The sequence below is a fragment of the Syntrophomonas sp. UBA5494 genome (genome assembly GCF_002426325.1).
Window position 1 is genome coordinate 25,322 of sequence record NZ_DIPG01000011.1, and the last position, 21,150, is coordinate 46,471.

Annotated in this window: 22 protein-coding genes; 4 read left to right on the forward strand and 18 right to left on the reverse strand. The window is 45.6% G+C overall.

What is annotated here, in order from left to right:
* The 4 genes from B3W37_RS01555 to B3W37_RS01570 all read right to left on the reverse strand — a co-directional run.
* A partial coding sequence (locus B3W37_RS01555; protein ID WP_483174578.1) for a M99 family carboxypeptidase catalytic domain-containing protein occupies positions 1-353 on the reverse strand: 353 nt, incomplete at its 3' end.
* A 120-nt stretch (positions 354-473) separates the two neighbouring features.
* Positions 474-773 (reverse strand): DUF503 domain-containing protein, encoded by a 300-nt coding sequence (locus B3W37_RS01560; RefSeq protein ID WP_483174579.1) that lies wholly within the window; start codon positions 771-773, stop codon positions 474-476.
* Between the two features lie 184 nt (positions 774-957).
* Positions 958-1,650 carry a DUF4386 family protein gene (locus B3W37_RS01565; RefSeq protein ID WP_483174580.1) on the reverse strand — a complete coding sequence of 231 codons (693 nt, stop codon included), beginning with the start codon at positions 1,648-1,650 and terminating at the stop codon, positions 958-960.
* A 14-nt stretch (positions 1,651-1,664) separates the two neighbouring features.
* The gene (locus tag B3W37_RS01570; RefSeq protein ID WP_483168804.1) at positions 1,665-2,261 is read right to left on the reverse strand and encodes a TetR/AcrR family transcriptional regulator; all 597 of its coding nucleotides are present in this window, start codon (positions 2,259-2,261) and stop codon (positions 1,665-1,667) included.
* An 890-nt stretch (positions 2,262-3,151) separates the two neighbouring features.
* Between B3W37_RS01570 and B3W37_RS01575 the strand changes: the two genes are divergently transcribed.
* Positions 3,152-3,391: a hypothetical protein gene (locus B3W37_RS01575; protein WP_483174581.1), complete on the forward strand. Its 240-nt coding sequence runs from the start codon at positions 3,152-3,154 to the stop codon at positions 3,389-3,391.
* A 1,754-nt stretch (positions 3,392-5,145) separates the two neighbouring features.
* Here the strand turns inward: B3W37_RS01575 and B3W37_RS01580 are convergent.
* The 11 genes from B3W37_RS01580 to B3W37_RS01630 all read right to left on the reverse strand — a co-directional run bounded on the left by B3W37_RS01580 (position 5,146) and on the right by B3W37_RS01630 (position 15,521).
* On the reverse strand, positions 5,146-5,352 hold the full coding sequence (locus B3W37_RS01580) for a hypothetical protein (RefSeq protein ID WP_483174582.1): 207 nt from the start codon (positions 5,350-5,352) through the stop codon (positions 5,146-5,148).
* A 392-nt stretch (positions 5,353-5,744) separates the two neighbouring features.
* On the reverse strand, positions 5,745-7,544 hold the full coding sequence (locus B3W37_RS01585) for a stalk domain-containing protein (protein WP_483174583.1): 1,800 nt from the start codon (positions 7,542-7,544) through the stop codon (positions 5,745-5,747).
* An 82-nt stretch (positions 7,545-7,626) separates the two neighbouring features.
* Positions 7,627-8,328 carry a hypothetical protein gene (locus B3W37_RS01590; RefSeq protein WP_483168798.1) on the reverse strand — a complete coding sequence of 234 codons (702 nt, stop codon included), beginning with the start codon at positions 8,326-8,328 and terminating at the stop codon, positions 7,627-7,629.
* Between the two features lie 22 nt (positions 8,329-8,350).
* Complete coding sequence (locus tag B3W37_RS01595; RefSeq protein WP_483174584.1) at positions 8,351-8,908, reverse strand: DUF3862 domain-containing protein; 558 nt, start codon at positions 8,906-8,908, stop codon at positions 8,351-8,353.
* A 13-nt stretch (positions 8,909-8,921) separates the two neighbouring features.
* Entirely contained in the window at positions 8,922-9,539 is a 618-nt protein-coding gene (locus B3W37_RS01600; RefSeq protein WP_483168796.1) for a TetR/AcrR family transcriptional regulator, read from the reverse strand.
* Between the two features lie 304 nt (positions 9,540-9,843).
* On the reverse strand, positions 9,844-10,314 hold the full coding sequence (locus tag B3W37_RS01605; RefSeq protein WP_483168795.1) for a pyridoxamine 5'-phosphate oxidase family protein: 471 nt from the start codon (positions 10,312-10,314) through the stop codon (positions 9,844-9,846).
* 411 nt (positions 10,315-10,725) lie between these two features.
* Complete coding sequence (locus B3W37_RS01610; protein WP_483174585.1) at positions 10,726-11,817, reverse strand: glycerol dehydrogenase; 1,092 nt, start codon at positions 11,815-11,817, stop codon at positions 10,726-10,728.
* A 428-nt stretch (positions 11,818-12,245) separates the two neighbouring features.
* A complete protein-coding gene (locus tag B3W37_RS01615) occupies positions 12,246-12,584 on the reverse strand; it encodes an arsenate reductase family protein (protein WP_483168793.1) in 339 nt (112 codons plus the stop codon).
* 76 nt (positions 12,585-12,660) lie between these two features.
* Positions 12,661-13,515, reverse strand: a complete 855-nt coding sequence (locus tag B3W37_RS01620; RefSeq protein WP_483168792.1) for a DegV family protein — start codon at positions 13,513-13,515, stop codon at positions 12,661-12,663.
* Between the two features lie 113 nt (positions 13,516-13,628).
* Positions 13,629-15,194, reverse strand: coding sequence for a PAS domain S-box protein (locus B3W37_RS01625; RefSeq protein ID WP_483174586.1), 1,566 nt, complete (start codon positions 15,192-15,194; stop codon positions 13,629-13,631).
* Positions 15,195-15,281: 87 nt separating this feature from the next.
* Entirely contained in the window at positions 15,282-15,521 is a 240-nt protein-coding gene (locus B3W37_RS01630) for a YccF domain-containing protein (protein ID WP_483174587.1), read from the reverse strand.
* Between the two features lie 173 nt (positions 15,522-15,694).
* Here B3W37_RS01630 and B3W37_RS01635 point away from each other — a divergent pair, with 173 nt between their 5' ends.
* A complete protein-coding gene (locus B3W37_RS01635; RefSeq protein WP_483174593.1) occupies positions 15,695-16,915 on the forward strand; it encodes a lactonase family protein in 1,221 nt (406 codons plus the stop codon).
* 100 nt (positions 16,916-17,015) lie between these two features.
* On the opposite strand, the gene B3W37_RS01640 is transcribed toward B3W37_RS01635, so the two are convergent.
* The 3 genes from B3W37_RS01640 to B3W37_RS01650 form a co-directional block, all read right to left on the reverse strand.
* The gene (locus B3W37_RS01640; protein ID WP_481039164.1) at positions 17,016-17,501 is read right to left on the reverse strand and encodes a PaaI family thioesterase; all 486 of its coding nucleotides are present in this window, start codon (positions 17,499-17,501) and stop codon (positions 17,016-17,018) included.
* Positions 17,502-17,629: 128 nt separating this feature from the next.
* Positions 17,630-18,232 (reverse strand): TetR/AcrR family transcriptional regulator, encoded by a 603-nt coding sequence (locus B3W37_RS01645; RefSeq protein ID WP_483168789.1) that lies wholly within the window; start codon positions 18,230-18,232, stop codon positions 17,630-17,632.
* Between the two features lie 128 nt (positions 18,233-18,360).
* A complete protein-coding gene (locus tag B3W37_RS01650; protein WP_483168788.1) occupies positions 18,361-19,098 on the reverse strand; it encodes a DUF975 family protein in 738 nt (245 codons plus the stop codon).
* Positions 19,099-19,411: 313 nt separating this feature from the next.
* Here B3W37_RS01650 and tlp point away from each other — a divergent pair, with 313 nt between their 5' ends.
* Positions 19,412-19,639 carry a small acid-soluble spore protein Tlp gene (tlp, locus tag B3W37_RS01655; protein WP_483168787.1) on the forward strand — a complete coding sequence of 76 codons (228 nt, stop codon included), beginning with the start codon at positions 19,412-19,414 and terminating at the stop codon, positions 19,637-19,639.
* Between the two features lie 126 nt (positions 19,640-19,765).
* Positions 19,766-21,150, forward strand: a 1,385-nt coding sequence (locus B3W37_RS01660; protein WP_483174588.1) for a hypothetical protein, incomplete at its 3' end; no start/stop codon positions are given.

The window sequence follows — 21,150 nt, forward strand, 5'->3', positions numbered from 1 at the left end:
CGGTTTAAGTCGCCGTTGTAAGTACGGGTATGCCGGGCTACCGCCTTTTTGTTAGCCTGGGGCAGCACTATCAGTTTACCTTTTTTGATGTCCCAGTTCTTAACCTTGGCTGCTGCAGTATAACCGGCGGGTTCATTGCCATGAACACCGCCCACGATCATTACTACCGGACCGGGTTTTCCGCTGTCGCGGATGTACATAGGAGTAGCATATATAGTGCCAGAGGCGATGGTGACAGTTTTGACGGTATCTGCTTGTGCTACCGGCGCTGCTACAGCTAAGCCAGAGAATGCTAGTACTGTAATTAGAGTCATAATGCAACAACGTTTTAACAGTGCGCTTACTTTTTTCAAAATTACTCATTCCTTTCCTCGATAAATTTCTTTTTACAAAAAAGTAAGTTGTGACAAAATTCTACAAAATTTAGGAGAATCCTGCCCATTTATCGAGGTAAATAATGGAAGAGTATGGATTTAATCGGAAATGATGGGAATGATATCGAAATTGAGCCCGATGATTTCGGCTTCAGAGAGGTGTAGGTCGAGGGTGGAGCGCACGGCTTCACGAATGAGATTAAGATCGGTTTGAGATGCTGCGACGGCTGCAAAACCGAGCATGGAACGCTGCCATAAATCCTGATATTTAATTTCCAATGCTGAAATATTTATGCGCTTCTTCAGGCGGTCCAGGATGCTGCGGATCACCATGCGCTTATCTTTCAGATTAGCGGCATAAGGAAGAAACAATTCGCAATGGCCATAAATCACATACATCGGCAGGTTGTTCCTTTCATGGGAGAATTGAGGAGACACGACCTTATTGTAGCAGATTTGTCAGCAGGACCGCAAAATCTTGGTAGTGATAGAACCGGCGCCAAGGCCGGAACAACAATAATTGTCACGGTATATCCTTTTCTCATAATTACCCTCATTAAACGATCAGTGCCAATAATGTTTCCTATTCTGCGTCCCAGTTATAGGCGGCGTATTTTTTAAAATTGAACATGAGCAGTGTAATAAATACCAACCAGGGTATCAGGGACAGTAAAGAAAATATCATGCCTAACACACCGGCCGATGACGGTACAATCATAAAGAATCCTGAAGCTAACCCCCACAAACCAACCGATTTTTTGAACTTGGGGCTTTTTATTAATGCATAGGCAAACAGCAGCAGGCATATGGTACTTAAAACATAGTACACATCAAAGGTGGTGCCCGTATAACCTGCCATTAAGGCTTCACCGGCGGCCAAATAAATCATTTGTTGTTCAGGCAGCGCCTGAAAATACTGATTACTTAAGGTTAGCATTTCAAAAGCCGGATTGGACGGATAGTAACAGGCAATACCAATTAAACCAAGTATTAATGCCAAAAGGACAGTAACGGGCTTTTCATGATATAAAAGGACAAAGAGGGCTAAATAGATTATTACAATAATCATATTGTTAAACAGATAGAGAAAATCCAAGCTCAGCAGCCCTAAAAACGGATTTTGCTGATAGAGTTCAAAGAATCCTCTAACAGTGTCCGGCGGTGGTGCAATCACATAGATAACAATCTGTATTGGTATTAAAATGAGCATTGCTAAAGCCAAATACTGGGCAACGCGAAAAAGCGGTCGAAAGCTGATATTAAATTCTTGATTCATAAGATATAACCCCCTTAAATAGTTTCCTTATACTTTTTGAATAAGTAATTTATAAGTTTTACAAGTTCATCTTTGATGTCGTTTTGTTTTGTGGAACCATTGGATGAGAAACTCAGCATGATCATTCCTTGAAGCGCATAAATAATAGTTTTAGCGACAACTTCAATATCTTCGGCTTGAATGATACCCTCTTTAATCAATCTAAAAAAGGAAGTCTGCCATATACCGTGAAACTTTTGCTCCAGCTTTTGATAACTGTCATCCCCCTCCGGTTTAATAAAAGGATAAAAATAAAAGAAACGAAAGACATTCGGATGCTTGAAGAAGTAATCCGTATAACTGGATAAAACAATGAGGATTTCTTCAACAGGATCATCCTTTGTAAAAGAGATGGATGTAAGTTCGGTAATCATATCCTCAATCATATCGAGACGTAATGTCCACAAGAGAGTATTCATATCCTTAAAGTAATAATATAGATTGGTATATGAGTATCCTGTTGCTTCAGCCAAATATCTAACAGTAACGGCTTCGTGCCCTTTGTCATGGATGATAGCCTTCGCAGCCTCGATGATTTCTTTTTGAGTACGTTCTTTTTTCGTCAGTTTCATATAACCTCCAAACATTAACTTAGTTAAAATATTTTAACTAAGTTAAAATATGCGGCATTTGATTTAATATGTCAAGAACTTTAAAAATTTTTAATATTGTTTTCTACGGTTTGCTACATACAGAAATTCACTTAATGTGTCTTGGCAATGGGGGCATTATAGGAACCCGGAACATGAAAAGCAGTAACTCCGATCCGGGCCGTAGAAAAGGATTACGGCTATTATGGCTATTTCGTGCTGATGTCCAACGGGATCAAGGAGCCCGTTAAAAAGCCCTGGAAATATACCGCTGGCAATCTAATGGGGGTTGATTTTCCATCGTAGGTATAAAATGCCGGGACTTTAGGTTGATATGATAAAGGAAAGAGGGGAGTGGTCCCCACGCCGGTTTAATAACAAAGCCAGGGCTGGAAGCAAGCCATTTTCATCTTTTTTTCGTTTGCGGCTATCGGAGTTATTGGTTATATCCAACTGATTTTAATATAAGAGCTGCTCAGATAAAAAGCGGGGCAGCTTTTATACATTATTTATGCAGTTAACATGCAACTATAAAACAGCGGCCAGAAGCCTATATTGGCCGGGATTTGAGGGGTTTTCACCTAATTCCCTATCTTCCCATAATGAACATTATGTAAACTAGCCATGAGAGTGCGTGGTTCTGCTTTTTCACTTGCGGCTAGTTTACATGAATGTTGTGGGGGGTTAAGAATAACATTCCCCCGCTTCCTCTCTTTTGCCTTACAATTTTATCACATGGGTAAAGGGGCAAAATTTAGCCCTCATTTACCTGACTAACTTTTGCCCTGGCTAAATTTTGTCTGCGATTCCCTTCGGTCACCCCTTGACTCCATGTGAACTCAAGTTTGCATTAAAAGAGAGGGGCGATACGCATGAAGCTAAGTAAACTCGAATTGGAACTGATCAGAGAATTAAGACTATCACCAATAAGCGACATGGAAGCAACTATAAAAATATTTGAAACAGGTTTAGTAAAAGCAATGAATGACGTTGGAATAGACGCACTTGATGACTGGGACTGTCTTTGCGCTGGAAATATCCTCGGTATTATTGAAGAAATGCTCAATGATAAAAAAGGAATTATAACGCCTGAAATTGTAATTGTGCCATAAACATATCACTGAAAAATCAGGGGGCAAGGGATAACAGCCCCCTTTATCTTTAATCCTTATCCTGGAGCCGCCAGCGAAGGCAGATGCTATCCATACGCACCCCTAAAGTAAAGGGTAAAGGACTGCGCCCGCTCAGTTATGATACCTGACCTGTCAATACGGGGATGCAGGCCGCGCCCTTGACTTCAGGGTCCCGTGCATATGATGATTCGCTGGTTAACGCTGGCGTGGCTCGTGGTCCTTTACTCTTTAACTCTTCCCTTTTTCTCTTATATTTGCCCGTGAGAACGCTTGCTCTATAATTATCCCTTAATTACTTATAAATGCTTTCACTATCTCCCATTTAATGCCATTAGGATAATAATGTGGCACTTATTAAAACTTTGACCGACAATTAAACCTGGCTAACACCTCTGGAATTGGTTCAACTACATTTTTGCCGTAATAATGTGGCACTTATCAAGTAAGTGCAAGAAACATGCCAGCCCGTCTGTCACCCGGGGACCCCCTCCCGGCAAGGGTCCCTCCCCCGTGCAACAGACGGGCACTCACGTTCTTGAAACTTTTTATAAGCACAGATTATTGACAGCTACATACCTCAGCTAGTCAACATAACACCAGTTATACTAAGTTCGTGGGTAAACGACTTAACTCAACATTAACCGCCCCCTATACCGCATCAAATGAACGACAGGCTACTGTCACCTAGCCCACGACCTTCCCATCAACTGAACATTATGTAAACTAGCTAAAATTGCGGAGGAGGGGCTGCCAATACTCACGCCCATTTTCCCCCTTAGCGTGTACTCGTGTCAATTGATAAGCCTACACTGTTCTAATGTGTGAAGCCGGATGACAGGATTTAATTCTGGTATTATTCAAATTGTTTTTGATTCTAAAGACCCCCACATTAACTGAGGAGGTCTTTAGAATCAGTCTCAGGATCATCTTCTGATAAACCGGCTAACCATAAATGCTATTGCCAGATAATGGTGCTTCTTACCCGCGCAATAAGGTTGTTAAAAAAGGATTTTAAGCCCGAGGCATTCTAACAAGGCCAAAACACGCTGTGAGCCAAATAGGGGCCTTTGAATAGAAACCCAGGAATAAATCCTTGTAATAGGTTCTTCTGGACTACTCTACTATATGGCAAGTTGCCCCGAACCGGCAGACGGGCTAAAGGTCTCCTTTTTCAAAGATCGTTCTTAAGCATTACAGGAATACTCCTAATCTTGCCAATGCATGTTAAATGAGTATTAATCACGGCTCCAGCACACAATATAACTATTAATTACGCTGGAAAGAGGGCACAGCATGGTCACCAATGAGCAAATAACGCAAGCCTCTAAACATTTGTATGATCTCATCTTAACCCAGTGGGTTAATCAACAATTTCTTTCACCCACCTGGTTTTTCCTTGTCATTATATTACTCCTTTCATATGCCTTATTTATTTATCTAGTAGACAGAAAGCGAATAATCGAGATACTCCTTTTTGGATCGTTAGTTGCTGTCGCATTTGCTAATTATGATTCAATTGGTCAACAATTCGGTTTCTGGGCCTACTACATTAGCATAGTCCCCTTTTTTCCAAACCTTTTCCTTGGGGACATTACTTTTATCCCTATATATGCGATGTTCGTATACCAATACACGTCCTCTTGGAGGAGCTTTTTTCTGTGGACTACAGTGTGGGCAGGATTATTTACGTTTGTATTTTATAATATAGTAATGGAATATCTGCAGGTTTTTGTTTACATAAAGCCATTTTCCGTAGTGCTTGATTTCTTCTTATTTTTAATTTTTGGCCTTATTTGCCGTGCTATCGTGGTGGCTCTTTTAAAGACAGAAGCAAATAAGGGAAATACGTCTTCAGGAATTTCGGTATCTAGGCTCACAGACCAATCTTCTTCGGGATCTTGGATAGGAAAAATAAAAGGTGATTCCATATAACTCAACACATGCGCTCCCCTCCCCTCTTGACATGCGAACAGATATTCGATTTCGCCTTTATTTTGATCTGGAAAGTTGAGCGCGATTTCGCGATGCCACCATTCTTAATCTACCGGGTCGTACATATCTTTTGTGGCGTTGCATACCGGGCATATAAAATGCAGCGTTCTTCCCCCAGGTCCAGCCGGTGACCATCGCTCATTTCCTGTGCTTTAAACGGTTTCCGGTATCGGCAATGTTTAATGTGTTTTTGTTGACATAATTAATGCTATAGGCTAGTATGCTTTTTGTGTTTTATTCAGACTTTTTTAGTGGTCTCGAACCTCCTCTTGTGTCCCTATGGTTGCAGAAACAGCCTATTTAAATTTTTCAGGTACCGGTTTTCTCCTTGTCTTTCCGGCTAGGGACGGGGATAGGTGACTTTGGCCTCCCGGGAGGTGCCGTCCCATTCTACTTGACAGCCCAGATTTTCGCTGATGAAACGCAGAGGCAGCATGGTTCGTCCCGGGGGCATAATCAGGGGAGCCACATTGGCGTTATCCTGATCAATCATTTTCTCGGCTCCGTTGACCAGCGCAGTATTCCGGTCAATCCACATCTCAATACTGGTTCCGTCATGTTTTATGGTCACCTTGCGGCTAGCCGCGTCCCATCCCACCTCGGCTCCTAAAGGAGTTGCTACAAAACGAATAGGCAGCAGGGTGCGGTTTTCCCGAATAACTGGAGGCACATCCATTGGAATAGGCGTGTCGTTCAAATAATACTGGGGGTTGTCAATGTAAAAACGCAATACTACTTGCCCTTCATCGGCAGCGGGAGGCAGGTTGTTGCCAGAGGGCGGTACTTCTCCCGGTACAGTTGGAGGAGGTGTCACCCCACGGGTAGCGGCGCTGGCCAGGGGGGAATAGGCTGAGTCTCCGATGTTGTTGACGGCTTTAATTCGGTAGAAATAAGTGGTTGCAGATGTAAGGCCGGTATCTTCAAAGGAGACGATGTTGGCCGGTAGATTCTTAATGACTGTATATCCGCCTGTTTGGCTCAGAGAGCGTTCCAGGACAAAACTGGTCTCATTGGAGGAATTGTCTTTCCAGCTCAGGTTGATCTGTGAGTTGGACACGGCTTCGGCTGTAAGGCTGGAAGGTGCGGCCGGTTTTACCACTGGAGGCATTCCGGTGGTGGTAGCGCTTAAAATGTTGCTGTCGTCAGAGCCCAGGCTGTTATAGACGGAAACGTAATAGTAGTATTTAGTGCCGGGGGTTAAACCGAAATCAGCGTATCCAGTCACTCCTGTCTTAGTGCTGTGATGGATTTCGGTAAATTTGGATTGGCCCTCGGTGCGGCGATAAACATAATGTCCGTCCACATTGGTAGAGTTGTTTTTCCAGGTAATTTCAATGCGGGTACCATCCGAGCCCGGCAGAGCAGTCAACAGCGTAGGGGCCACCGGCAGGAGCGATACCAGCGAAACCATCGGGGTAGTTACACTGGCCTCATTACTGAAATTCGAGGCGCCGATATTATTATAAGCTGAAATTGTATAGTTGTATTTTGTTTGCGGAGTCAGGCCGGTATTCTTATAGGTCGTGGTATCGGGAGACAGGTAGAAAATAGTGGTAACACCTGATCCCTCCGTTTTACGCTGGAGTTGAAAACCTTCCTCATTGTCGGAATTATCTTTCCAGGTCAAGATTATGGTGCCGGAGTCGGCAGCCGTCGCCTGCAGGTTCGTAGGGACTGCAGGAGTCAAAATTATTGGTGTCGTTGCATGAAGAGTCTTAACGCTTATTTCATCGGAATAATCGCTGGCACCGTTGGCGTTATAAGCTTGTATCCGATAGACATAAGTGGTATTTGGCTTCAAGCCCGTATCCGTACAACTGGTAACATTCGCGGTTACCGTGATCGAGGTGGAGTAAACACTTGCTCCTTGTTCTTTGCGAACCAGGCGAAACCCCGACTCATTGCCGGAATTATCCTGCCAGCTCAGACGAACTTTCGTATCTGATAAAGCAACGGCGGTTAAATTGGTCGGCCCAAACAATATATCCGGAAGCTCCGAGAGTTCTGGAGGCTTCAGACCCGGAATCTGGGGGTCAAGAGCGGCGGCAGGCGCCGCGGGAAGAATCACCAGCAATAACATAACGCAGATGATCACCATTGATTGTTTACCAACTCGAATTCTATCAAAGAATCTGTTCATTACCAACCCTCCCTGATGATAGGATCATTAATATTGGCGGACATGCCTTCTAAACAGGTGCCCTATACGACAAGACGAAACCTCAGTTGAAATAAGGGTCTGCGATCATCATGATATCCGGGTTTGTTGATTTCGGCGTTCTATCAGAAACTAAATTCTGGATGTACAGGGTATTGATCCCCGGAATATCGATTTCAAAAGGAATCGAAGCGCCTTTTTCCAGAGAGATCTCTTTTAGAACCCTTCCTTCATAATTGTTTTCCCGGATTTTAATAATTACCTGATCGGTGCTTCCATCCTTATCTTCCATGCAGGCGATGCCGCCAAACTTCTGATATTTTCCATTAGGACGCACAAAACCGCTGTACTCATAGTAGCCCGCCGTTCCGGTATAGACGATTCCTGATTTATACTGTACTCCGTTGACAAGGAGCAGGTTCGCATCCGTCGTGAACTGGCAGGTATAGTTCTTTTCAAAATCGTTGCCGGTCAAAGGAATTTTGCCCCGCTCTCCGAGATATACCGTATTATTTTCATAAGCTACAGCCACGTTCAGAGCGCCGGCTAAAGATCGGACAGGGAGATATGTCCGGCCATTGTAGGTAATGGGGACAAGTCTGGAGCCGTCCACATCTGTCGGTATGAATTCCTTACCGTTTACTTCGATTTTCATACCGTAATTCAGGATCGCTCTAATTTCAGGATTGGATGCCGCATAAGCTCCCGCGGACATCCCCGCTATAAAAACAATACTTGCGATAAAGCAAATGAGTTTTTTATTCATTTACTGTCCTCCCTCCAAATAATTACTTCAGCATAAGATCGTTAATATCGGCGGCTTTCCCGTCTTCAAATACGATGGTAATCGCGCTCCCATTGCTGTTATGCCACGTATAGGTGACTTGCTCTTTTCCGTCCATGATCTGCCGCATCGTTTCCGTTCCCGACCCGAGAATTTTTTCCACCTCGGTAAGGCTGCTGCCTTCCTTCAACTTACGGAACGTTTTTAGTGTGACCTTTTCTTTATCCTTTAAAAATGGACCCAAGTTGGCCTGGGTTTTCGCTTCGGCCTTTCCATTTGAAAAGGTTACGCTGATATTGCTGCCGTCTTTATTCCGCCATAAATACTGTTTGATCACGTCGCCGTCTATGGAAGACTCGCCGGGCGAACCGATGATTGCGACGACGTCCTTATATGTGCTGCCCAAGCCGATCCCCAGATACATATCGAGGGTATAAGTGCGGTCATCAACGCTTTGCGATACGTGATTAACATTGCTGTTTTGAGAGGAAGTAAAATTATTGCAGCCGCAGAGGCAGAGCAGCACTAAAAGGACAAGCGAAATCAGGATTGTTTTCCTCATGTCTAACCTCCTTTCATAGTTTTTTCTGTTCAATCCGGTCAAATACAAAATCAATATGATTTGAAATCTTCTTTAATATGCCGGCAACATCTCCACCCTCCTGCCTTACAAGGGCAAAATCCAGGGAGATGCCAAGAAATCCATAGTTCAGTTCCTGGGCTGCGGTTTTCAGATCGACGTTATCCTCGAACCTTCCCTTCGATAGCATCTGCCGGAGCAGGGAATGGTAGTACCACACCGGCTCCTCTAACATATATTTCTGGACAAATTCCCTTGCTTTGGGATTGACATATTGTTCCATGAAGATAATTCTCGCCGTTTTATCGATCCTCGGATCGTCCTGCTTTCCATAACTGAGAAATATTAATTTGAATACGTCCCGGGGTTCCATATAATTGATTTCATTCTCCAGACTGTTAATATCCACTCGCTTGCCTAGAATGCCGTTATGATGATACTCCAGAATATGGTTGAGAATATCCTCTTTATTGATAAAATGCGTATAGATAGAGCTTTCTTTTATCCCGGCAGCCTTTGCTATATCCCGCACTGAAACCCCGTTATACCCGCGCTCAGAAATTAAGTCAATGGCCGCATCAAATATTTTTTCTTTCGTACCAAAAAACTTCATCTACCTCAACCTAACATACGTTATAAATAATAAAAAAAATCCTAACAATTGTTAGGAAAATTATACATATGATGGAATCATATTTCAAGTAAAAATTCCCCAGCCAGGACAAGATGCAAGTATTATACACCTATATTTGAACCGCATTAGCAGAGTTATTGACAAAAAAGGGGCTCTAATTCGGACTGTAAGAGCCTTAAAATGAATACCAGGGTTTTGCCTTCGGATCATAAAATCTCGTTGTAGGGACTGATAGTTCCCTGTGTCATGATAATCAAAATTTCTCTTACTGATTTTCATGCTATTAATAATTTCTCTCTTTTCCGGTCATGTGTTGTATGTCTATTTTCACAATTCTGGTGGTGGCTTGGGAACTTTCAATATATTTTTGACCTTCGTCAGTGAAATCCGGAGAGTATTTTTCAACTAATGCAAAGAGTATGCTGGCCTTGGCATCGTCTGTAATTTCGCTGGCAATTCCAAAGGCTATCACCGATTTGTATTTGGTGCTGAATTTATGCGGCAGCACTTCCGACTCTGACACCACACAAAATGATACTCTGGGGTTTCTCTGGATATTCTCCAGCTTATATCCGTCCTCCGCACAGTGAAAATATATGCTCTTATCGAAATAGACATAGTTGACCGGAACCCCATAGGGGTACTCACCATCGCCCATGGTTGACAGTACCCCGTATTGACCGTTAATCAGTATTTCTTCCATTATTTTTGCATCGATTATTTCCCGGTCTTTTCTGCGCATTTCTTTAAACATATCATTAACTCTCCTTTTTCTGTTAGAGCTTCGCTTTGGCCTCCAATTTCGGCGCTATCGTCCGGGTGCGTGGATTGAATAGCCATCCTTTAGGACCCAGCAGGTTGCTAGTTCTTCAATAGAATCGTCCGGTTTTAAACAATCCACGATCCCCTTCCCAGTCTGATTTCCCCCATCCAAGTTATTCAATAAGTTTTCTATGGGCACATGGTAATCACCTCTGTCGTTTTTTGAAGCTAACTTAAACCCATGCAGCAATAAATGGAAAGAGAAACAGGATATTGCAGATGCAAATAGAAAGGGAGTTGTTTGGGGATTAAGCGAATAATTGGGGGCCTGGCGGTGTCGGTGTAAGTGTAGTAAAGTGGCGACCAGGTCCCCTACCCTGCTACGATAACCTGAACATCACGTTTAACAACAAGCCATACTTCGGCCAATGGCATCGGCAGCCAGTATGGCATCATACACCATTTGCGCATTTACCGGAAACGGCATGTTGTGTATGGTTTCGCCTTCGACGGTTGAGGCGACAGCAACCTTCATGAGTTTTTCCCGGCCCGCTCCGGCCAGGCTCAGCTCCTCCAGTGTGATGGGCAGGCCTACCAACTGGCAGAACCCCATGATTTCCATAATCTCATCGGTATCACGATCCTCCATGACCAGCTGCACCAAGGTTGAAAATGCCACTTTTTCGCCATGGAAGTATTGATGGGTTTCCTCCAGCGCAGTAAAACCGTTGTGAATCGCATGGGCAGCTCCCAGGCCCCCGCTTTCAAATCCTATTCCGCTCAGGTAGGTATTGGCTTCTATGATTTTCTCGACTGCTGGAGTAATGACTTTTTTCTCCACGGCCAGGCGGGCATAATAACCGTATTCCAACAGGGTTTGCAGACAAAGATCGGCCAGGGCCAGGGCGCTTATTGAAGGAGCTCCTCCCGCCATGGCGGGCAGACTGCGTTTACTGCTGGCTTCGGCCTCGAATTTGGTGGCCAGGGCATCTCCCATTCCAGATACCAGAAAACGCACTGGTGCTTGGGCAATTATTTGGCTGTCCACTAAAACCAGGTCGGGGTTCCTGGGGAGAATCAGGTATTCTTCAAATTCGCCTCTTTCCGTATATATTACTGACAGGGCGCTGCAGGGCGCATCGGTTGAAGCAATGCTGGGCAAGATGACCACCGGCCGGCTGCAATAATAGGCCGCTGCTTTTGCGGTATCGAGGGTTTTTCCTCCCCCGAAACCTACGATTATATTTGCGCCGGCTTTAGACGCAACTTCTTTCAATCGCTCTATTTCCGGTTTACTGCATTCACCGCCAAATTTTTCTATAGTGCAACTAACCCTTTCATTGCCGGACTTGAAATACTTTCCGGCTTCATCCAATAAGAAAGCGTCAGCGACGATCAAGGCGTTGTCACCGAGATTTTTCATGTATTTACCGGCTTCATTTAATGCACCGGGGCCCTGAACGTATTTGCCGGGCGAACTTAGAACTTTTATCATATGTGCTGTACCTCCTAATTCCATATAGACTTATTGTGAACCGATTGCATTTATCTATACAGCAAACCAGCTATTCAGGAGCATTCCTGTGATGCTTAAAAACGGTCTTTAAAAAAGGACGCCAGCCTCACAATGAAATTGTGCTAAATCCCGAAAAGACAGCACAAATCAAAGATGAGGAGGCGTCTCTATTATGAAAAACACATCACTCAAGCCCAGGGCCTGTGACCGGAATAGTCAGGATGCCGAATCAATTGGAGGCTCTCAAGTTTACAATAATTTATATTATGTAAACCATGTATAACTAATGAAAATACTTAACAAAACCTTTCCCTGTTTAGCACGACAAAGAGTCAATTGGAGTTCTCCTTTAGTATAATAATCCGCTTTCCATCAAGATCTTACCACCTGATTGAAACAACTTTTGATTATTCCCAGGTGTCCCAGACATCCGGCTGATAACCTACGGTAGCCTGTCGGCCATTGCGTACGATGGGGGTTTTATATAGTTCGGGGTGATTGAGGAGGACTTCTGCCCGCATGGTGCTGCTGCCGATACGATCCATGTTTAAGCGGCTGTAGGCCTTTGACTTGGAGTCGATCAAATTATTAAGTCCGACCGTTTTTTCCACACTGGCTAATTCACCCTTGCTCAGACCTTTTTGGCTCAGCTCCACGTATTGATATTTTATTTTACGCTCTTTGAAGTAACGCTCCGCCTTTTGAGTGTCAAAGCACTTTTTCACTCCAAATATTTGTATGTTCATAGTTATTGATCCCTCTATACGATATTTGTTTCGGGTTATGTCCCGGTGTAAGTTTTAACGAAGCGGATTGTCAATATCAATAAGTGCAATAGGCGAACCCAATAGTGCCCAGACCGGTATGCAGGCCTATAACCGGTCCGATGGAGCATAAGCCGACCGGTAATTGGTATTTGTTCGCCAGGGCATCCCTGAGCTGGCTTCCTTGATTCGCAGCATTGATATGGTGGACTATCAGTGCCTTCAATCCCTTCTTGAGGTGGTCTGCTTCTATCATTTCCAGGATGCGTCTAATGGCTGCCGCATTGCCGCGGGTCTTTTCCAGCAAATGGGTCATGCCTTTTGCCATGTCAACGGTGAGTATGGGACGGATTTTGAGGATGGTTCCCAAAAGGGCCGAGGCCGTACCAATACGCCCTCCTTTTTTTAAGTACTCCAGGGTTTCGGGGACAAAATAAAAATGGATGTTCCTCCTGGTCTCGGCGGCGGCTTCCAGGGCGTCTTCCATGCTGCCTCCGGCTTGAACCACCTCCGCTGCCGAAATAACCTGCAGACCAAGGGCCATACAGTTGGTATAGGAGTCCACTATCTCCACCCGTGCTCCCGGATATTCCTGCAAAAGCTGCTCCCGGGCCGCCAAGGCTGTGGGGCAGGTGCCGCTCATGGCAGAGGAAATGAATATACCCAGGATAGCGTCACCCTGGGAAAGGCAATCCCGGAATGCATTGAGAAATTCTCCCTGGGAAGGCTGTGAGGAGGTTGGGATAATTCCCGTTTGTTCCACCTTTCTATAGAAGTAGCTCTGTTCCACCTCATTCTCTTTAAAGGATTCATCGGGAAAATGAACACTTAGTTGAAGAACCTGTATGTTCAGGCGGCGCCGTATTTCCTCATCAATGTATGACGTGCTGTCAGTAAACACCCTGATCCCCATTTTTATATTCCTCCACTCCGATAATTTCGTTTAAACAATCACCTAATAGCCGGCAGCAGTTCAGCCCGCTTTCAAACCTGGATCAGATGACGATAATTGATTACTATGATAGTTTATTGTGAAAACCTGATTAAAAAGGTGGTTCCGCACGGACTCGTGGAAATCTCTATTCTGGCATTGTGCCGGGCAGCTATCCGGTAGCATACCGCCAATCCCAGACCGCTCCCCTGCTCTTTGGTAGTCAGGAAAGGCGTGCCGATCTTTTCCAGCATTTCTTGATCTATTCCCCCGCCTTGATCTTGAACCGCCAGTATAACATTATCGTTATCCATGAAGGTCTTGATCACCACTACTCCGCCCGCGGACATCGATTCCAGGCCGTTATTTACCAGATTCAATATAAGCTGGCGGATTTCTTTCTTGTCGAGCAAGAGGTCGGGTATCTTCTCCAGTTCCAGGGCTACGGATTGGTCCCGGATCATCGCCTTGGCATGTAAAAGCGGCAAAAGCTTGCTGATAACCGCATTGAGATTGTCTTTTTCCAATTCCACTATTTTATTTTTAGCCAGAGACAGAAACTCTGTAATTATCGAGTTGGCCCGGTCCAGCTCCTCTATCATTAAATCGAAATGATCATAGTCCCGGCTGTAGTCCTCGTTTTCCCGCAATAACTGCAGAAATCCCCTTACGGTTGTCATGGGATTGCGAATTTCATGGCCGATGCTGGCCGCCATTTCACCCACCACGTTGAGCCGGTCCAGGCGGTTCATTTCAATTTCCATCTGCCTCAAATCGGTGATATCGATGATTACCGTCAACAAACAGGGCTCACCGAGAATCTCGATCAATTCCATGAAATATCTTCCCAGTCTCTCTTCGCCGTTTTTCTTGCAAAAGCAGAATTCCAGATCACGCAGGGAGCGTTCCATAATAATCTGTTGTTTAAGAATACTGCGATCCGCGGGATCCTTCCAGAAACCGATTTCGATGGATGTACGGCCAATAACCTCTTCCTGAGTTCGCCCGGTAATGGCGCAAAAAGCGTTATTAACTTTTAAGTAGCGCCCTTCTTCCACTGTGGAGATAGTCATTATAAATGGACAAACATTGAATGCCAGGGAAAGCATCTCTTCCGAAAAGCGTATCTGTTCCACCATTCTCTGGCTTTCGGTAATATCCCGGGAAACACTGATCAAATGAGCTTTACCGTCGATATCGACGACCTCGCCGGAAAGGGACAGCTTTCTGATCTCACCGCTTTTAGTTCCTAGATTGTATTCAAAGCCCTGTACCCTTTCAAATTTAGTCAGTTGTCGGATCAGAGCCTCACGCTGGCTGGTTTCAGCCCAGATGTTCAATTCCTGAACGGTGCGCCCAATAGTTTCATGGCGTTCATAACCGGTCAACTTGATGAAAGCATCGTTTACCGCTACATAGCGTCCTTCTTTTAAGGTGGTAATTGACATTAAATCAGGGTTGCAGTAAAAAGCCTTGGCAAACCTTTCTTCTGATTGGTGCAAGTCCTTTTCTGCCGGCTGTTCTATGGGGGTCTTTTGATCACCCTTAATCGTATTGGCCGCCAATAACTGCTGATTCTGGGCTTCCAGTTGGGCGACACGTTGTCGCAACCGGAGCAGTTCGCTTTTAATTTCTTCTACCTCCAAGTGTGATTCTGACATCAGCGCTTCCTTCCGTGTTATTCTGCTAACGATTTGATTGCTGTCAATTTACGAGCTGAGCCAACAGGCCGAGCCGCGCACTGAAGACTATTTGCTATTTTTAATTTCCGCACCAAAAGGGATTAATCCTAGTTGAGCAAACTTGAAATGCTGGATTCCAAAAGGTATGCCGATAATGGTTATGCACAGAATGAGTCCTGCTAAAGACCAAGCCGCAGCTGCTATGAGGCCGCCCAACAATAGCCAGATAATATTGCCGATCAGATTCATGATATTTCCAATCCTCTTATCTATAGGTAGATTTTTCCCCATTATTTCATTCTTCATTAATCAACAAATTCCTGTAGCGATCAGTAAGATGTACACAACGAACAGATTCTTTTCTGCTGTTCATACAATTACTGTCACAGCACCTAAACAGTGCCAAAGAATATGCGTTTCGAATATGATGTAACATAAACCCCCAGTACCTTTATAAAGGAGGAGCAATCTTGTTTAAAGTGAAACGAGTTAATAAAAACCGGCACTGTGGTGTCGTCAATGTCATGAGCAATTCAGGCACATGCGCAGCAGGAGAGAGGAGCAATCGGCACGATGGCGCCTGTAATGCTGTTTTGGGCGCATTTGCAAGAGAAGAGAAAAAACATCGGCATGCTAGTATGGCCTATGCCATGACCAATTCAGCCTCATGCAATGAAGTGATTGCATTCCGCCGCGGTAAAAACGGCAAACTCAGCCGCATCGACGCCTTTAGGACGGGGGGCAGAGGAACCGGCACGGCTGAGGTTTCCAATGCCACCCCGCGGGACGGTGTCGATCCCCTGGCATCACAGGGATCCCTGGTTTTATCCCGCAATGGATGCCTGCTTTTTGCTGTAAACGCCGGCAGCAACAGCGTGAGTAGTTTCCGGGTTAAGCGCGACGGCAGATTGGTGCTGGTGGACGTAGACCCTTCCGGCGGAACACAGCCTAACAGCCTGGCCGTTTTCGGCGATTTGCTCTATGTTGCCAATGTAGGCGATGCCGCTAATAACTACAATTCCAATGTTTCTGGCTTTCGAGTGCGCTCAGATGGAAGTCTGGCTCCGATTCCGGGCTCAACGCGCAAGCTCAGTACCTTCAGTGCCCAACCAGCCTGTGTGGTATTCAGCCCTGACGGCAGATTCCTGGTCGTAACTGAATTGACCACCAACCGCATCAGCGTCTTCCGGGTTAATTTTGATGGCACCTTGTCTGGCCCGACGGTTAACTTTTCGAGCGGGGAGGGGCCGTTTGGCGCTGTTTTCCTTCGCAATGGGGTTTTACTGGTTGCTGAGGCTGGCGCCAACGCGCTGTCGTCTTATAGAATTGTTTCCAACGGGGCTCTCTGCGTAATCAGCGCCTCGGTTCCCAATGGTCAGATGGCCACCTGCTGGGTCGCAGTCAGCAAGAAAGAGCATTATGCTTATGTATCCAACTCCGCCAGCGGCAATATAACTATCTATCGAATCAAAAAAGACGGAAGGCTGCGAGCCGGCAAAAATGTTTCTACCACCAGGTTTGGTTCAGCCGTGGCCCCGATTGACATCGGGGTAAGCAAAGGCAATCTCTACGCTCTCAATGGCAACCGGGGTTCTATCACGGTGTTTAATATCCGGCGTAATGGCCGCTTAAAGCGCATACAGGTCAAGATAAAAACCGGCCTGCCTCGTTTAGGATCCCAGGGTTTAGCGGTAAGCTGATTGGCGCCGCCATCCGGCTTGGGCAAGTAAAAAGCAAAAGCCCTCCAGTCTCTGCTTTAAGAGATTTGGAGGGCTGACTCATTTCCGGGCGGTTCATGGCTTAACCCAAGAATTTCGGCGGCAGCTCTTTATAACCCAATGATTTAACGGCCTGGTCAATGGTCTGCAAACCCGGGGTCACCATTTGCTTGGAGACGCCGTGAGCCAGGCATTTGCCTTTATCATCGAGAACCGCTGCCTCAGCAATACAAATAGTCCTCCCGGCCCTGATACGTTTGCCTTCAACCACTAAACGGCCGTCTTTTACCGGGGCCAGGTTGGTAACATTTACGTCAAGAGAGATCAATCCGGCATTTTCCTCAACATCACAATAGACCGCCCAATAAGCCGCGGTATCGATCAAGGAAGAATAAACCCCGCCATGGATGCCCCCGAACGGGTTCAGATGCCGGTTGCTAAGCTTCACCTCAACCTTTGAATAGCCAACTCCCAGCTCTGCCACCGACATAGCCAGCAGCATGAAATAAGGACTCTGGTTGATGAGTTCCATAACCGCGTTTAGATGTTCCTGATTTAAACTTTTCATAAAACCACCACTTTCTATGAAAAATGGAACGAACGCACGTTCACATAGAACGCTATAAAAACGGAAACTCACTTGTAGTACTGCGTGTCGATTCGCTGTCGTAAGATTTGCCGGTTGATACAGAGGCTTTAATGTTCTTTCACCAAGCCTTTAGCCAGGGTCTCGTGGAATGAGATGACCATATCTATCATTTCTTCTTTTGTTATGGCTTTCAATATTATCCACTTGTACAACAGATATTTTTCCACCGCTAATATGGCATGGGCAACCGGTTTAACCGGTATGCTGCTGAATGATCCTCTGGCTATGCCATATTCGATATTCCGGGTGTAAAAAGCAATCAGCTTATCCTCAAATTGCTGCAAACACTGGTCAATAGCCTCACTCACCCCGGCAGCCCGGCTGTATATTTCGGAAAGTTCTTCGTTGCGGGTAAAAACCTCCATAGTTATCCGTTTGGTTTCTATAAATCTTTTGTAAAGATCCTTTTCGGTTGAGTAGTAGCTGTTGATGCTGGAAATGATATCCTCGGCGAACTCCTCCAACAGTGTTTTCAGAATATCTTCTTTGTCAGAAAAGTAATTGTAGAAAGTACCGGTACCATAGCCCGATTTCATAATTATTTCACGCACCGGGGTATCGGCGTAGCCTTTTTCAACAAAAAGGGTCAGGGCGCATTGCAACAGTCTTTGCCGCCGTTCCTGGCTTTGTTTTTCTTTCGGTATGGGCATAGATGATTATCTCCCTGAGCGTACGTTCGTTCACTTTCATTTTATTGCCGGTTTCAGTTGTTGTCAATATCAGCCCGCCATTTATTTAAACGATAAGCCTTATGCTTGATGATAATATTGGGGCTGTTCTACAGCAATAATTCTTGTTCACTGCAATACCCTGTTTTTATGGCATTGCGGCGCAAGACCAGATAAAGTTCGGCATTGGCCGCGTTAATGTAGGGAAGCACGAAAAGGACGCCCACAAAAAAGGCCAAAACCCCTAATATGAGCCATCCCAGAAAGGATAGATCGAGAACAAATATGTGCAGTTTGTGGCCCTGTGTCATCTGCGTGCTGAGCTGCACAGCCCGGCGATACCCGATATTGGGATTGTCGGCCAGAATATACGGAACCATTCTGTAGGCATAAGCCATGATTATCCCGGGGATGATGAACAGCAGGAACCACAAGAAGTTCAGCCAGGCTCTCCACAGCATGGTAACAACCACGCCCCGGTAATGGTTTTTATTAAAAACGCAGCCCAGATAATTCATATCAAAATGGTTTTGTTCAGCCTCAACAAAATATTTGCGCCCCCCGACCTCCAGGGGAAAACCCACAAAAATCCGGTAGCACGCAATTATTAAGATGATGAAAATGAACAATATGGCAATTCCCAAAATAATTGCCAGCATGAATTCGCTGCCCTGGCCAAACCATGAATCCAAACCTGAACCATTATTTGAATCATTTACGTTCCAGTTGACATTGCCCCCTCCGCTGCCGCCGGCAAGGGCAATGACCAGGCTGACCACAAAGGCTTTCCAGTAATGCTCGCTCAATAAACTCCACGCCCTGGTCTTAAGTTCCCTGATAGTCCACATTTCAAACCCTCCTTAAGTCATACCGGCAGTCAAAACTTGTCTGTTGACAGGCCTGCAGAGAGTGCCGCTTCCAGGCGACCCCTTCAGGTTAACTTACATAATTTTATGTTTGCTTCAACCTGATTCGTCATACATTGAACTATTTCCTCTATATGACAAATTGGAGATTATTTTGTGTCGAAACGCCAGGCCTGAATGAGGCGTTGAGCTAAATAGATTGATGCCAGCTTCGGTCGAATAAAAAACAGCTACATTTCGAAAAATATTTATGCCATAAAGTCATAATCTAAAACAGCAAAGGAGCGTAGAGTAGATGAAACACAATCCGGATGACCGTCGCGACAATGTAGATAAAATTCAATTCAATATCAACCACACTATAGAAAATATGGAAAAGGCCGAAGAAACCATGGAGTTGACCGAAGACCCCCGTCAGAAGAAGGCTATAAAAGAAAAGAATGTCCGCCGCAAAGACGCCCTGGACGGGTTCAGGAATGAAATCAAGGATGAAGCCGAAGCCAAAGAACACAGGTATAAATAACGACACAATGTGGAAAGCGCTGCCTTAAACCGCAGCGCTTTTTTATGTAGGTGGAGGATTTGTTAAAAGGGGCATCACATCTGCTTTATCGGTATATAGTAGAATAAAAAACAAACAGGGTTAGCGATGAAATACGAGATCAATCTGATTGACTGCGATATAGCCCCGTTACAGGGCCGTCAGGCCTTTAAGCGCTGGCGGCTTGAACCGGATCAGGACGAGATGATCTGGGAGAGCGCTCCCTTCTCCCTTTGGGGGGAGGCTGATGCATTTGCCGGTCAGCACGTTATCAGGGTTCAAGGCAGTATTCGTCCCCAGGCTGAATCAGCGGCCATACCTGGCTGGATAGAACTTGAAACAATGGCCGGAGACCAAGAACCTGCCATAGAGGATCTATTCCTGGGGGGAACGCGTCCCTTACCCTGTTTAAACCTGACCTGTATCTGCCGGCACCCCTTAAGTCCGGATTACCTGGTGGCGGCCGCTGCCGACGGACGGCTGCTCTTGTTGGATGCCCACCTTTCAGCGAATTTAAAAATACTGACCCAGCAACCTCTGCCTGCGGCCTTATCTGCACTGGTTTGCTGCGGAAAGATGTTGTTGGGCCTTGAAAAAACAGCTTCATCAGAAAGCAAACTGTATCCTATCCGGATCAACAATACTTCTGCCCCCTACCCTGCTTTTCGTCTGTGTGCAACAATCCGTCTGCCCATAGCTTTGACAGCGCTGGCGGAAAACGACAGCACTTCAGCCTGGGGGGCTACAGATAAAGGCGAATTATTCCTGCTAAAATTGAATCCTGTAGCTTCACGTTTTTTCTCGATAGATGCACATAAATCCGGATGTCTTAAAGGCAGGACGCGCCAGGGCAGCCTGACAACGGTTGTAACAGAGGTCTGTCAAACCGATAAAACAGCGCGGTTCTTCCGCCGAGCCGGGCGCTGTTCCGGTTTGGCTTATGATGGCCGGCATTTCTGGTCATTCTGGCATACTGACCAAAAACCCTCCATTTTGCGTTTGCATGACAAAGACGGTACATTGCTGCGTTTATATAGCTGCCATGCTCAGGTTGCGGTTTCAAGCTTAAATTATTGTCATCATCATTTGCTGGTTTTGGACCGGGAACATCAGCAGCTGCACCTGTACTATCCCGGGGATACCATGGAAGCGGTTGCCGGGCTGGCTCCGCTCAATGACCGCCATCCCGGCTATCTTGCGGCAGGCGCTTCGGAAGTAGCCGGGATGCATGAGCTGTGCCTTTTGTATGTCGGTGCTGAAGGACAAAACGCAATACACCGTTACGACCGAGACAAATTGCTGCCGCTCCTGGCCTATCTCAGCCCGGAGGGCGTGATAAAGGATTACTTTATGGACGGATTTCTGCTCCTGGCCCAATACTCCCCACTACTGAACGGCCGCAGTTTCGGCACGGATCTGACCGGACCGCCTTCGCGGAAAGAGGATTGGCTGGCCTTATTTGATGAGTATTTTCACCCTCGGGCCAACCTGTG

Excerpts from the sequence above, each read along its gene's own strand:
- B3W37_RS01560 (WP_483174579.1), bottom strand. The coding sequence starts at position 773 with ATGTATGTGATTTATGGCCATTGCGAATTGTTTCTTCCTTATGCCGCT.
- B3W37_RS01565 (WP_483174580.1), bottom strand. The coding sequence starts at position 1,650 with ATGAATCAAGAATTTAATATCAGCTTTCGACCGCTTTTTCGCGTTGCC.
- B3W37_RS01570 (WP_483168804.1), bottom strand. The coding sequence starts at position 2,261 with ATGAAACTGACGAAAAAAGAACGTACTCAAAAAGAAATCATCGAGGCT.
- B3W37_RS01575 (WP_483174581.1), top strand. The coding sequence starts at position 3,152 with ATGAAGCTAAGTAAACTCGAATTGGAACTGATCAGAGAATTAAGACTA.
- B3W37_RS01585 (WP_483174583.1), bottom strand. The coding sequence starts at position 7,544 with ATGAACAGATTCTTTGATAGAATTCGAGTTGGTAAACAATCAATGGTG.
- B3W37_RS01590 (WP_483168798.1), bottom strand. The coding sequence starts at position 8,328 with ATGAATAAAAAACTCATTTGCTTTATCGCAAGTATTGTTTTTATAGCG.
- B3W37_RS01595 (WP_483174584.1), bottom strand. The coding sequence starts at position 8,908 with ATGAGGAAAACAATCCTGATTTCGCTTGTCCTTTTAGTGCTGCTCTGC.
- B3W37_RS01600 (WP_483168796.1), bottom strand. The coding sequence starts at position 9,539 with ATGAAGTTTTTTGGTACGAAAGAAAAAATATTTGATGCGGCCATTGAC.
- B3W37_RS01605 (WP_483168795.1), bottom strand. The coding sequence starts at position 10,314 with ATGTTTAAAGAAATGCGCAGAAAAGACCGGGAAATAATCGATGCAAAA.
- B3W37_RS01610 (WP_483174585.1), bottom strand. The coding sequence starts at position 11,817 with ATGATAAAAGTTCTAAGTTCGCCCGGCAAATACGTTCAGGGCCCCGGT.
- B3W37_RS01615 (WP_483168793.1), bottom strand. The coding sequence starts at position 12,584 with ATGAACATACAAATATTTGGAGTGAAAAAGTGCTTTGACACTCAAAAG.
- B3W37_RS01620 (WP_483168792.1), bottom strand. The coding sequence starts at position 13,515 with ATGGGGATCAGGGTGTTTACTGACAGCACGTCATACATTGATGAGGAA.
- B3W37_RS01625 (WP_483174586.1), bottom strand. The coding sequence starts at position 15,194 with ATGTCAGAATCACACTTGGAGGTAGAAGAAATTAAAAGCGAACTGCTC.
- B3W37_RS01630 (WP_483174587.1), bottom strand. The coding sequence starts at position 15,521 with ATGAAGAATGAAATAATGGGGAAAAATCTACCTATAGATAAGAGGATT.
- B3W37_RS01640 (WP_481039164.1), bottom strand. The coding sequence starts at position 17,501 with ATGAAAAGTTTAAATCAGGAACATCTAAACGCGGTTATGGAACTCATC.
- B3W37_RS01645 (WP_483168789.1), bottom strand. The coding sequence starts at position 18,232 with ATGCCCATACCGAAAGAAAAACAAAGCCAGGAACGGCGGCAAAGACTG.
- B3W37_RS01650 (WP_483168788.1), bottom strand. The coding sequence starts at position 19,098 with ATGTGGACTATCAGGGAACTTAAGACCAGGGCGTGGAGTTTATTGAGC.
- tlp (WP_483168787.1), top strand. The coding sequence starts at position 19,412 with ATGAAACACAATCCGGATGACCGTCGCGACAATGTAGATAAAATTCAA.